General features: G+C 52.0%; 13 protein-coding genes. 12 read left to right on the top strand and 1 reads right to left on the bottom strand.

Annotation, left to right across the window (positions count from 1 at the left end; genetic code table 11):
• The first annotated feature begins 73 nt into the window (after positions 1-73).
• Positions 74-2,521 (top strand): DUF3656 domain-containing protein, encoded by a 2,448-nt coding sequence (locus ULO1_RS09435; protein WP_079906091.1) that lies wholly within the window; start codon positions 74-76, stop codon positions 2,519-2,521.
• 4 nt (positions 2,522-2,525) lie between these two features.
• Positions 2,526-4,889, top strand: coding sequence for an endonuclease MutS2 (locus ULO1_RS09430; protein WP_079906092.1), 2,364 nt, complete (start codon positions 2,526-2,528; stop codon positions 4,887-4,889).
• Positions 4,890-4,893: 4 nt separating this feature from the next.
• Here the strand turns inward: ULO1_RS09430 and ULO1_RS15315 are convergent, their stop codons facing one another.
• Positions 4,894-5,028 (bottom strand): hypothetical protein, encoded by a 135-nt coding sequence (locus tag ULO1_RS15315; RefSeq protein ID WP_278307340.1) that lies wholly within the window; start codon positions 5,026-5,028, stop codon positions 4,894-4,896.
• Positions 5,029-5,157: 129 nt separating this feature from the next.
• Between ULO1_RS15315 and merR the strand changes: the two genes are divergently transcribed.
• The 10 genes from merR to ULO1_RS09380 all read left to right on the top strand — a co-directional run bounded on the left by merR (position 5,158) and on the right by ULO1_RS09380 (position 12,739).
• Positions 5,158-5,556: an Hg(II)-responsive transcriptional regulator gene (gene merR / locus ULO1_RS09425; RefSeq protein WP_078666418.1), complete on the top strand. Its 399-nt coding sequence runs from the start codon at positions 5,158-5,160 to the stop codon at positions 5,554-5,556.
• Between the two features lie 197 nt (positions 5,557-5,753).
• Positions 5,754-6,239: a (2Fe-2S)-binding protein gene (locus ULO1_RS09420; protein WP_079906093.1), complete on the top strand. Its 486-nt coding sequence runs from the start codon at positions 5,754-5,756 to the stop codon at positions 6,237-6,239.
• Positions 6,240-6,365: 126 nt separating this feature from the next.
• A complete protein-coding gene (locus tag ULO1_RS09415) occupies positions 6,366-7,133 on the top strand; it encodes a DeoR/GlpR family DNA-binding transcription regulator (protein ID WP_174182996.1) in 768 nt (255 codons plus the stop codon).
• An 11-nt stretch (positions 7,134-7,144) separates the two neighbouring features.
• On the top strand, positions 7,145-8,089 hold the full coding sequence (gene pfkB, locus ULO1_RS09410; protein WP_079933448.1) for a 1-phosphofructokinase: 945 nt from the start codon (positions 7,145-7,147) through the stop codon (positions 8,087-8,089).
• Positions 8,090-8,118: 29 nt separating this feature from the next.
• Positions 8,119-9,483, top strand: coding sequence for a PTS fructose transporter subunit IIC (locus tag ULO1_RS09405; RefSeq protein ID WP_079933447.1), 1,365 nt, complete (start codon positions 8,119-8,121; stop codon positions 9,481-9,483).
• A gap of 76 nt (positions 9,484-9,559) precedes the next feature.
• A complete protein-coding gene (locus ULO1_RS09400; protein WP_078665617.1) occupies positions 9,560-10,012 on the top strand; it encodes a PTS sugar transporter subunit IIA in 453 nt (150 codons plus the stop codon).
• A 16-nt stretch (positions 10,013-10,028) separates the two neighbouring features.
• Positions 10,029-10,298, top strand: coding sequence for an HPr family phosphocarrier protein (locus ULO1_RS09395; protein WP_078665616.1), 270 nt, complete (start codon positions 10,029-10,031; stop codon positions 10,296-10,298).
• Positions 10,298-12,022, top strand: a complete 1,725-nt coding sequence (gene ptsP, locus ULO1_RS09390) for a phosphoenolpyruvate--protein phosphotransferase (RefSeq protein ID WP_079906096.1) — start codon at positions 10,298-10,300, stop codon at positions 12,020-12,022. The genes ULO1_RS09395 and ptsP overlap by 1 nt, the downstream gene beginning before the upstream one ends.
• Before the next feature lie 67 nt (positions 12,023-12,089).
• Complete coding sequence (locus tag ULO1_RS09385; RefSeq protein WP_079906097.1) at positions 12,090-12,353, top strand: hypothetical protein; 264 nt, start codon at positions 12,090-12,092, stop codon at positions 12,351-12,353.
• A complete protein-coding gene (locus ULO1_RS09380) occupies positions 12,350-12,739 on the top strand; it encodes a type II toxin-antitoxin system death-on-curing family toxin (protein ID WP_079933446.1) in 390 nt (129 codons plus the stop codon). Before ULO1_RS09385 ends, ULO1_RS09380 begins: the two co-directional genes overlap by 4 nt.
• The last annotated feature ends 103 nt before the right edge of the window (positions 12,740-12,842 follow it).

Below are 12,842 nucleotides of genomic sequence, written 5' to 3'. Positions count from 1 at the left end.
GAAACCAAGTTGAAGCCAGCTGGCCATTAGGATAGAATAGAATTGTTTAAGTGATAAGGTGGAGGTAATTGCTGTGAAACTACCCGAATTGCTGGCCCCGGTAGGTTCCTGGGAGGCACTGGAAGCGGCGGTGGCCAATGGGGCTGATGCCGTTTACCTGGGGGGCAAAAACTTCAGTGCCCGCCAGTATGCCGCCAATTTTGACCGCCAGGAACTGGGGGAAGCGCTGGATTTTGCCCACTTGCGCGGAGTGAAGGTATTTGTTGCCGTTAATACCCTGGTAGCAGACCAGGAGCTGCCGGAAGCTCTGGATTACCTGGGTTTTCTCTATGAGCGAGGAGCAGATGCGGTTATACTGCAGGACCTGGGGCTGGCGGCCCTGGCCCGTAAATATCTCCCTGATCTGGAGTTGCATGCTTCTACCCAGATGACTATTCACAATGCAGCAGGAGTCAGGCAGCTGGAAGAACTGGGCTTTCAGCGGGTGGTGCTGGCCCGGGAAGTCAGCTGGGAAAATATGAAACGGATTCGGGCCCGGACCAGGGCCGAACTGGAAGTTTTTGTCCATGGTGCCCTGTGTATTTGCTATTCCGGCCAGTGTTTGATGTCTTCCCTGATTGGCGGCCGCAGTGGCAATCGGGGCCGCTGTGCCCAGCCCTGCCGCTTGCAATATACCCTCGTGGATCAGCAGGGACGGGAGTTAACCGCTGAGGAAGTGGGTAAACATCTGCTCAGTCCCCGGGATTTGAATCTGGTGGAAGATTTGCCCCGTTTAGTCGAAGCAGGGATTAATTCTCTCAAAATTGAAGGTCGAATGAAACGGCCGGAATATGTCGCTACTGTAGTGCGGGTTTATCGCCAGGCTCTGGACCGCCTGGCGGCCGGGGCCTTCCAGGTAACAGCTGAGGAGAAGAAAGATCTGGCCCAGATCTTTAACCGGGATTTCACCCGCGGCTATTTTGCCGGCAATCCCGGGGCAGAACTGATGAGTTATAAACGGCCCAATAACCGGGGCCTGAAAATCGGCCGGGTGTCCCGGGTGGATCGGGCCAAACGCCGGTTTGAGCTGGTCCTGGAGGAACCCCTGCGGGTAGGGGACGGTCTGGAAATCTGGGTCAAAATAGGCGGACGGCTGGGGCTGACCAGTCCGGTGGCGGCAGCTGCCGGGGGAAAGGTCTGGTTGCCCAGTCCAGGTCAGGTTAGTATGGGTGACCGGGTCTTTAAGACCCTGGATATAGATTTGATGGAACGAGCCAGTAAGAAGATAGAGCCCCTGCCGGTAACGGTAAAGGTCGAGGGGTCAGTGGGACAGCCGTTACACCTGGTCTATCTGGATGAACAGGGGAACCGGGGGGAAGCCTGGACAGCGGAACCAGCCCAGCAGGCCCGGAAGCGACCCCTTACTGAGGAGGTTTTGTGGCAGCAGCTGGGGCGGCTGGGCAACACCCCCTATCAGCTGGTAGGGCTGGAGGCCCGGCTGCAAGGGGAGTGTATGGTGCCTCTCAGCTTGCTCAATGAGGCTCGCCGCCAGGCTATATCTCGCTTGACGGCAGCACGGCTTAAACCCTGGGCCAGACCGGCAGCACCGGCAGCGGACTGGCAGCCTTTACCCCGGCAAGAGAGCCGCAACCAGGGCAGACCCCTGCTCACCGTCCAGGTAGCCAGCTGGTCAGGGGCGGAAGCGGCCCTGGTCGCCGGGGCGGACCTGGTCTATCTGGGTGCAGAATGGTGGCGGCACCAGCGGGAAAAAGCGGATTGGGCGCAACTGCCCGGAACGGAGCGGCTCTGGCTGGCTACTCCCCGCATCCTGCAGGAGGAAGAATGGCAGGGGTATATTCCCTGGCTGGAGCAGATCTTGCAACAACGGCCCCCTGCCGGTTTGCTGGTCAGCAACCTGGGCTTGCTCCACTGGTTGCGGGCCCAGGGCTACCAGGGCGAATTAGTAGCAGACTGGCCCTTAAATGCCTTTAATCAAGTCACAGTCCAGATCTTGCAGCAGCTGGGAGCCAGCCGCATCACCCTTTCCCCGGAACTGACGGGGGAACAGGTAATGGAGCTGGCGGCCACGGGCTTGCCGCTGGAGGTCCTGGTTCACGGCCATATTACCATGATGGTTTCCGAATATTGTGCAGTGGGCAGTTTGCTGGGGGGACGGCGGCCCGGCAAAAAGTGTTCCCAGCCCTGTCGCCAGGGAACTTACGGGCTGAAAGACCGCCTCAATCTGGTGTTCCCCTTGCGCATGGACCAGTTCTGTCACATGCATGTTTTTAATCCCAGGGAACTGGCTTTGCTGGATGAATTGCCCCTTCCCGGCCTGTCCGGGCTCAAAGCCCTGCGGCTGGATTTGCGTTTAGCAGATTCCGAGAAAATCCGGCAGGTGGTGGCGGTTTACCGGCAGGCTCTGGCCGGAAAAATGCTGCCTCAGGCCCGGGAACTCCTGCAAAAACTCAGTCCGGGCGGTTTGACCAAAGGCCACTGGTACCGGGGGGTATTGCAGGTGGAAGAGGAGGAAAAGGAGTAAGACAATGAACAATCGCACTCTGGAAAAACTGGAATACAGCAAAATCATCGCCCAGCTGGCCGATTGCACCATGAGCAACCTGGGCCGGGAGCTGGCGGAAAACCTGTTACCCACTACCGAGGAGGCGGAAATTCGCCGCCGCCAGCAGGAGACTCAGGAAGCCCGGGAATTGTTGCGCGTGTATCCCGATCTGCCCTGGTCCGGTTTAAAAGACCCGCGTCAGGCTGTGGGCCGGGCCAAACGGGGCGCGGTGCTGGCTCCGGAGGAACTGCTGGCTGTTGCAGACAGCATGCGGGCCAGCCGCCGCTTGAAGCGCTTTTTTGCAGAACTGAAGGAACATTATCCGCTGCTCCAGGAATATGCCGCTAACCTGGCCAGCTTTAAACCGGTCGAGGATGCCATTTACCGCGCGATTTTACCGGGCGGGGAAGTGGCCGATGAAGCTTCTCCCCGGCTGGCTGCCCTGCGGCGGCAGATTCGCAGCCATAGTGTCCGGGTGAAGGAAAAACTGGAACAGATTATCCGTTCCCCGGAATGGCAGAAAATGCTGCAGGACCCCATTGTCACCCAGCGGGGGGACCGCTATGTGGTGCCGGTGAAAAATGAATATCGCGGCCAGTTCCCCGGTCTGATCCATGACCAGTCAGGCAGCGGGGCGACCCTGTTTATTGAACCCATGGCCGTGGTGGAAATCAATAATGATCTGAAAAGGCTGAAGGCGGAAGAGGAAGAGGAAATTGAACGCATTCTGCAGGAACTGACGGCCCGGGTGGTGGCGGAAATTGACCAGCTGGAACTGGCGGTGGAGGCCCTGGCCCATCTGGATTTTGCCCTGGCCAAAGGGACTTTGAGCCAGCGCTGGGATGGCGTAGGGCCAAAACTGAACCGGGATGGCTATATTTACATTAAAGGCGGGCGCCATCCTTTAATCAAAGGCCGGGTAGTGCCGGTTACCATCTGGCTGGGCCGGGATTTCACCACCCTGATTATCACCGGGCCCAATACCGGCGGTAAAACTGTGACTCTAAAGACAGTAGGCCTGTTTGTGATTCTGGCTCAGGCGGGCTTGCATCTGCCCGCTGAGCTGGGAACGGAAATTGGCCTCTATCAGCAGATTTTTTGCGATATCGGGGATGAGCAAAGCATCGAACAATCCCTCTCCACATTTTCTTCCCATATGACCAATATCATCTCCATTCTGGCCGAGGCTGACCGGGATAGTTTGGTTTTGCTGGATGAGCTGGGGGCAGGTACCGATCCAGCGGAAGGAGCGGCTCTGGCCCAGGCCATTCTGGAAGAGCTGCATCGGCGGGGAGCCAAAACCATCGCTACTACCCACTACAGCCAGCTCAAAACCTTTGCCTTCAGCCAGCCAGGGATTGAAAATGCCAGTGTGGAGTTTGATGTCAATACCCTGCAGCCTACTTACCGTTTGCTCATCGGTCAGCCGGGGAGTTCCAATGCCCTGCAAATTGCCGCCCGGCTGGGGCTGGCTCCGGAGCTGGTGGAACGGGCCCGTTCCTTTATGAGCAAGGCGGAAACGGAAATGGCCGATCTGATCCAGAGCCTGGAGGCCAGCCAGCGGGCAGCAGAAGCGGAACGCCAGGAAGCCGAGCGGTTGCGCCGGGAAAGCGAGCGCCTGCGGCAGGAGTATGCGCAGCTCAAGGAAAAACTGGAGGCTCAGCGGGAACGGATTCTGGCCAGAGCCCGGGAAGAGGCCTGGGCGGAGGTGAAAAAGGCCCGCCAGGAGGCGGAAAATATCGTGGCAGAGCTGAAGGCCCGACTGGCAGAGGCGCCTTCGGCCCAGACCTTGCAAGCAGCCTATGATGCCCGTTCCCGTTTACGCAAATTGCAAGCGGACAAGGCTGTCACCCCGACAACCCCGTCTGTTGCTGCCGGAGGCAGACCACCGCGGGAGCTGGAAGTGGGGGACCGGGTCAAGGTCTTGAGTTTAAACCAGGAAGGCACTGTGGTCGGTGGGATAAAACCCGGTGTTAGTGCCGTAGTTCAGGTAGGAGCCCTGAAAATGACGGTACGCTGGGAGGATCTGCGCTTGCGGGCCGGTTCTGATCCGGAAGCGGGGCAAGTGCAGGGGGCAGGCAGCCTCATGTCGGCCAAAACCGCTGCTATCAAGCGGGAACTGGATTTAAGGGGCATGACGGTCGATGAGGCTCTTTATGAACTGGAAAAATATCTGGATAACGCCCTGGTGGCCGGACTGAACCAGGTCTATGTCATCCATGGCAAAGGGACAGGGGCTTTGCGCAAAGCCATCACCCAGGCGTTAAAAGAACATCCACGGGTAAAAAATTACCGTCACGGTGCAGCCAATGAGGGCGGCATCGGCGTGACGGTAGTCGAGTTATAATTTCCTATTCCCGGTCCCTTCCGGCCATTTTACCCAGCATGTAAACCAGGGGAATAGTGGCCAGATGCAGGGCCCAGAAGCCGGCATTGGGAAAATCGAAGGTATCTTTTTCACGGCGGCGACCAAACAAAAGGTGCATAGTTTTTAACCTCCTTTGCCGGTTTGTTATTAGTTTATCCCCTTTGAACTGAAAAAAACGCGTTAAAAAATGTTATTGACCCTGTACCGTAGTACAGGGTTTATACTTTATCCAGGGGGTGATAATAAGATGAAATATCGTATTAGTGAACTGGCTGTTAAATGTAATGTCAATAAAGAAACTATCAGGTATTATGAGAGAAAAGGATTAATCAAAGAAACTTTACGAACAGATTCTGGGTATCGAATGTACTCGGAAGAGACTGTAAAGCGTATATTTTTTATTAAACGCATGCAGGAACTAGGGTTTTCTCTGGGTGAAATTCATAACTTACTAAAGGTTATAGATGAAGGTGAAATTCGATGTAAGGATATGTATAATTTTATTTCTCAAAAAATAGATGAAGTTCAACAACGAATAAAAGATTTAAGACGGATTGAAAAAATATTGAACGAATTGAAAGAACGCTGTCCCAATAAGGAAGAGCTACAAGAATGTCCAATCCTTGAAACTTTAAAAGATGATTGAACTTAAAGCTGTTGAGGATGACAACTGATTTTGATCTTTCCGAGAAATTACGTATACGGGAAAGGAGGGTAGAAACATGCTGAGGAAACGGTATATGTTGCGGCCGGTAGCTCACTGTGAAGGTGGCTGCTGACTTAAGGTCCTGGGCATGACCTAAAACTGCCCATTTTAATTGCAATTGAAAAGGGGGTTAGGCCATGGTCGGATGTGGACAAGCCTGTTGTAGCCAGGAAGGTTGCGGAGAAAAGAATCAAATTCCCCGCTGCCCTATCTGTGGAAATGAGGGGCAGCCCGTAAGCCCCCGTACTTTACGCAATCTGCTCAAAACCGGACTAATCGAACAGATTGTGGAGGAAGACTATCATCTCTGTCAGAATCCGGAATGCCAGGTGGTTTATTTTCACCGGGAGCTGGGTCAGATTTTTGGCCGGGATGCCCTGACAGTCAAGGTCTGGTGGAAGGACCCGGGGCTGGATGTTCCCCTCTGTTATTGCAAAGGGGTGACCAGAGGGCAGATCAGGGAAGCCTGGGAACAGGGGGCCAGAACTTTTGCTGAAATCGTCAAGGCTACCGGAGCCATGGGTGGCAGGCGCTGTGAATACGAAAACCCGGCGGGACGCTGCTGCAGTTCGGCGATTCAGGCATATCTTCAGGAACTGGAGGGAAATATTAACTTCGGCTAAAACGGGCCGAAGTTTTTTTCTGCTCTTGACAAGACCAGAACAATCAATTACAATCAAAAATAAGCAGAAACAATCAAAAACAATCAACAAATGAGCAAAATCAGGCAATCACTGGGGGGCTGGCAGGTGTTTGGGGAGGAACGCAAACAACTGATTCTGGACTATGTCAACAAGCATGGTCGTGCATCAGTACAGGAGCTCAGTAACTTTTTGCAGGTTTCGGAGTCCACTATCCGCCGGGATTTGAAAGAACTGGAAGAAGCCAAACTGTTAAACCGGACCCACGGCGGGGCCATTTCGTTGCAGGCAGTTAATTTTGAACCCACTTACTGGGAAAAAGAAGACAGGTTTAAAAGTGAAAAAGAAGCCATTGCCCGTGAAGCAGTTAAGCTGATTGAAAATGGCGATACCATTTTACTGGATTCCGGCACAACCACCTTTCATCTGGTACAGCAGCTTAAAACCTTCAATCACCTGACAGTGGTCACCAATTCCCTGCTCTTTGCCCAGGAATTACAGGGTAATCCCGGTATCGAGGTACTGGTGACCGGAGGCAGTCTGCGCCGGGAGACGCTGGCCCTGGTCGGGCCCATAACCGAACGGGCCCTGGAGCAGGTACGGGTGGACAAGGTTTTTATCGCTACCAATGGGCTGGATTTAGAAAAAGGTTTAACCACTCCCAATCTGCTGGAAGCGGCAGTAAAAAGCAAAATGATTGCAGCGGCTACCCAGGTAATTCTGCTGGCTGACCACAGTAAAATCGGTCGCATTTCTTTTGCCAGATTTGCCGGTCTGGCCGATATTGATCACTGCATCATGGATGCTGCTGCTCCCGTTGAGGTGGTGATGGCTTTGAAGAAAAAAGGAGTTCAGGTTCATCTTGCACAGCCATAGGAGGAAACAAAATGAATTCAGCTGCAGTAGTCACGGTAACTTTAAACCCGGCTCTGGATAAGACGGTAACTGTCGAAGGCTTTACCACAGGAAGCTTAAACCGGGTTCAGGAGGTACGGCTGGACCCCGGGGGCAAAGGGATAAATGTGGCCAGGGTACTGAATAATTTCGGGGTAAGCGTACTGGCTACCGGGTTCATTGCTGGAATGCAGGGTAAACTGCTGTTAAAGGCTCTGGAGGATGAAGGGATAACGACTGCTTTTGTCAGCGTACCGGGGGAAACCCGCACCAACCTGAAAGTGGTTGATCTTGCCACCAGACAAACTACGGAAATCAATGAACCTGGATTTGTAGTGGATTCTGCTCGTATGCAAACGTTTTACCAGCTGCTTGATTCAGTTCTGGAACAGACGGCTTACCTGATTCTGGGCGGTAGTTTACCCCAGGGAGCTGCTGCTGATACTTATCGGGAACTGATCAGCAGAGCAAAAGCAAAGGGGGTGAAAGTAGTCCTGGATGCCGATGGAGAGGCCCTGCGCGCTGGTCTTGCCGCTCAGCCCTTTGCGGTCAAGCCCAACCTGGCAGAACTGGAAAATCTGCTGGGCCGTTCATTGCAAGATACGGAAGCTATCATCGCTGCAGGCCGTCAACTACTGGAACAAGGAGTGGAGCTGGCGGTAATCTCCAGGGGCAGTAAGGGGGCGGTAGTGTTAAACCGGGAGGAAGTGATCGTAACCGAGCCCTTTCCCATAGTGCCGCAGAGTACAGTGGGAGCCGGGGATACCATGGTGGCAGCTCTGGTCTATGCTTTGTTGCAACAAAAGCCTCTGGCTGAAACTGCAGCCTGGGCCACAGCAGCAGGCACCATTGCAGCTTCCAAAGCGGGAACCCAGGTCTGTACCCGGGAAGAAGTGGAGGCCAATCTGGCCCGAGTCAAGGTTATCAATTGGAGATGAGCTATATAGCAAGAGGGGGAGGAAATTTTATGAAAAAGATTTTAGCCGTTACTGCTTGCCCGACCGGGATTGCCCACACCTACATGGCAGCAGAAGCATTGATTAAAGCAGCTAAGGAAAAAAACATCGACCTGAAAGTAGAGACCAGAGGAGCAGTGGGAGTGGAAAATGCGCTTACTCCTCAGGAAATTGCCGACGCTCATGCCATTATTGTTGCTGCTGATACCGATGTCGATGAAGGCCGTTTTGCCGGCAAGCCGGTTGTCAAAGCCTCAGTTGGTGAAGCTATCAAGAACCCGGGAAGACTGCTGGACGAGGCCCTTAACAAAAAGGCGGCTACCAGCGCTTATGTAGCTCAGGTAGAGCAAATCAAGGAAGAAAGAAGCAAACAGCGGACTGGCGCCTATAAGCACCTGATGAATGGGGTTTCCTATATGATTCCTCTTGTCGTAGCCGGTGGTTTGTTGATTGCCCTCTCCTTCGTTTTTGGCATCAAGGCTTTCGAACAAAAAGGGACTCTGGCGGCAGCCCTGATGGATATCGGCGGCGGTTCTGCCTTTGCTCTGATGGTGCCTGTACTGTCCGGCTTTATCGCTTTTTCCATTGCTGAAAAGCCCGGTCTGGCTCCTGGTCTGGTAGGCGGTATGCTGGCTTCTAAGATCGGTGCCGGTTTCCTGGGGGGTATCGCTGCCGGTTTCCTGGCCGGTTATGTAGCGAAATGGCTAAAGGATAACATTAAGTTGCCCAAAAATCTGGAAGGCCTTAAACCTGTACTCATCATACCTCTTTTTGCTACCTTGATTGTAGGCCTGCTGATGATTTATGTAATTGGTACTCCGATTAAAACTATCATGGATGCGATGACTGCCTGGTTGAAGAGCTTGAGTGCCGGCAATGCCGTGCTGCTGGGCCTGATTCTGGGCGCGATGATGGCTTTTGATATGGGTGGTCCGGTCAACAAAGCCGCTTATACTTTTGCTGTCGGTTTGCTGGGCAGTGATGTTTATGGGCCCATGGCAGCAGTCATGGCGGCCGGGATGACTCCGCCCCTGGGTCTCTGGCTGGCTACATTGCTGGCTCCTCACAAATACACCGAGGAAGAAAGAGAAGCTGGTAAAGCAGCCGCAGTCCTGGGAATTTCATTCATCACCGAGGGAGCCATTCCCTTTGCTGCCGCTGATCCCCTCAAGGTAATTCCTTCTATCATGATTGGTTCAGCTGTAACCGGTGCTCTTTCCATGGCCTTTGGCTGTACCTTGCGGGCACCCCACGGCGGTATTTTCGTACTCCCCATTCCCAATGCGGTAGGCAATTTGCCGATGTATGCGCTGGCCATTGTCATAGGTACTGTTGTTACCGCTTTACTGGTCAACCTGTTGAAAAAGCAAAAATAAGTTGTTAACAGGGCATAATGGGATAAGGGGCAGGTTTTCCTGTTCCTTATCCCAACCATTTGAGGAGGAAATAACCATGAATCTGAGCAATATGCTGAATGAAAACACGACTTTGTTGGACCTGACAGTTAACAGCAAGGAAGAATGCATGGAAAAAATGGCAGCGGCTCTTGCTGCAGCCGGATTTGTTTCAGACCTTGACCAGTATCTGCATGCTGTAAAAAGACGGGAAGAAACCGGTACTACCGGGATTGGATTCGGAGTGGCTATCCCCCATGGAAAATCGGCAGCAGTTCAAGCTCCCGGACTGGCTTTTGCCCGCCTGGCTCAGCCGGTAGACTGGCAGGCTATGGATGGACAACCCGTAACTTCTGTGTTTATGATAGCTGTACCGGAACAACAGGTAGGAAATGAGCATTTGCAAATATTGATCGCCATTTCCCGCAAACTGATGCATGAAGATTTCCGGCAAAAATTGCACACCGTAGCTTCTGCTGAAGAACTGGTCAACCTGCTACAAAATCTGTAGTTTGGAGGTAATAACTATGTATGCACGCGAAGTGGAACTTCAAAACGCCTCCGGTCTCCATGTCAGACCGGCCCAGTTGTTGATTGAAACAGCCGGTCGCTTTACCTCCCGGATTACTGTTAAAACCGCCAGTGGTCATCAGGCTGATGCCAGGAGCATTCTCGGGGTGATGGCTCTGGGCCTGAGCAAAGGGGATAAAATTACCATAGAAGCTGAAGGTGATGATGAACAGGCGGCAGTAGAAGCCCTGGTTCAATTAATAGAAAGCAAGTTTGGTGAGGAATAATGGCAGAAAAACGCATTTATGGGCTGGGGGTTTCAGCCGGTATCGGCCTGGGCCCGGCGTTTCTTTACCGGCCGCACCTCAGTCAGCAACAGCCTCAACTGACTGAGGTACAGGATATTGCCGGGGAATTGGCGCGACTGCAGGCAGCGAAAGAGCAGTGTGAAGCTGATTTGCACAAATTGGTGGACTATACCCGGGAAACACTGGGGGAAGAAAAATCCACCATTATTAAAGGCCAGATTAGCTTTTTACTCGACCCTGGTTTTTATCCGGAAATGATAAAACGGGTGGAGACCCGTTCTTATCCGGCCGAAAGAGCTGTTCAGGAAGTAACTGAAGAGTTTGCCCGCATCTTCGAACAGATGCCCAACGAATACCTGCGGGAAAGGGCGGCGGATATCCGGGATGTGGGGCGGAGGCTGTTAACTCTCTTGCAGGGAGGGCAGCAGCTGAGCTTAGCTGAGCTTGACCGGGAAGTGATTATAGTCGCTGACGACCTGACTCCTTCTGATACTGTTCAGCTAAACCGGAACCTGGTCAAGGGGATTGTCACCAGAGTGGGGGGCAAGACTTCCCATACCGCCATTCTGGCCCGTTCCCTGGGGATACCGGCTATTCTGGGAGTTGGAGCCGAAATTGAAAGCATCAATCACAGCGATAACCTTTTGATTGATGGACAGGCAGGTTTGTGTATAATCAATCCTGAACAGGCTACACTGACAGAATATCAGGAGAAGGCAGCAGCAGAGCAGTTACGTTTGCAGGAACTGCAGGCTTTTGCCCACAGGCCTGCCTGTACAGTAGATGGCAAATGCTTTGAGATTGTGGCCAATATCGGCACTCCGGAAGAGGCAGAACTGGCTCTGGAACAGGGAGCAGAAGGAATTGGCCTTTACCGTACTGAATTTCTCTTTATGCACCGGGAACAAATGCCTGATGAAGAAGAGCAGTTCCAGGCTTATCGCCGGGTAGCTGAAATCATGGGCGAACGCCCGGTAATTATCCGGACTCTGGATATTGGCGGGGACAAGGAATTACCCTACCTGGAGCTGGAAAAAGAAATGAACCCCTTCCTTGGTTACCGGGCAATCCGCATTGGCTTGAATCAGCCCCAGCTCCTTAAAACGCAGTTGCGGGCCATTTTAAGGGCCAGTGTTTATGGCAATATCAAGATTATGTTCCCCATGATCTCCAGTCTGGAGGAATGGCGGGAGGCCAGACGGATTTATCAGGAAGCCGAAGCTGATTTGAAACAGGAAGGGAAAGAATTCAAAGCTGGCCTGGAGCTGGGTATTATGGTGGAAGTACCTTCTGCCGCTGTGCTGGCTGCCAGGTTTGCAAAAGAAGTGGATTTCTTCAGCATCGGGACCAATGATCTGGTGCAATACACCATTGCCGTTGACCGGATGAATGAAAAAGTCGCCTATCTCTATGACTATTTCCATCCGGCTGTGCTGGGCTTGATTAAACTGGTAATTGATGCTGCCCATCGGGAAGGCAAGTGGGTAGGAATGTGCGGCAGTATGGCGGGAGACCCCCTGGCGGCACCGTTGCTGGTCGGGCTGGGGCTGGATGAGTGGAGTATGTCAGCTGGCAGTATCAAAGAGATTAAGCGGATTATTGCCGGACTGGATGCCAGGGCATGTGCTGAACTGGCGGAGCGGGCCCTGCAACTCAATACCACAGCTGAAGTGAGAGAATTACTGCAAACCTTCCATCAATAAAGGGTGGAAGGTTTTTTCTTTACAACCTGTAATTACTGTATTAACATAGTAACTGGGAGGTGGCAATATGCTGATTCGTAAAATTTTTCGTACTGGCAATAGCCATGTAGTTGCTTTAACCAAAGAAATGTTACAAAAATTAAAACTAGAAGAGGGATCTAATGTAATTATAGAACTAGACGAGGAAAAAAAGTGTATTATTGTTAAACCGTTAATTGCACCTGATGAAAAGAGTGTGCAATTGCTGGACGGTATAGATAATGATTATGTTAGTTTAGTAAATAGTTTTATAAAAGAATATGAGCTGGCTTTAAAGGAGCTAGCTAAATGAAGGTTCTTAATATTGAGCAATTACTTTTTTTACATTTTAGTATCATTGAAGCGACTGGTGGTAGTCATGGCCTGCGCGATTTAGGGCTTTTAAAAGCAGCAGTAGCCCGGCCCTGGGCTGGATTTGGAGAAGTTGAGTTTTATCCTGAAATATATGATAAAGCAGCCGTACTTACTCACTCAATTATTAATAATCATCCTTTTATAGATGGTAATAAACGTACTGGAATTGCAGTTGGAGTTTTGACCTTAAAAATTAATAATATAAATTTTAAGGTCGATCAAGAGGAAATGGTTCGATTTGTTATGCAAATTGCTCAAGGTCAGGTCGATTGGCCACAGATTGCCAAATGGTTTAGAAGGCATTCTTGTATATCAAGGAGCTAATTGCGTTGTCAGATAATCCTGACAGGCCAAGGGATTAGCGGAAGGACGAAAATAAATTTACCCCAGAAAAAGGTGTATAGGAAAGGGTTTTTAGCGCAAAACA

Source organism: Carboxydocella sp. ULO1 (genome assembly GCF_002049255.1).
Lineage (GTDB): Bacteria > Bacillota.
Note: the sequence above shows the minus strand (reverse complement) of the source record. Positions and strands in the feature narration are given on the sequence as shown.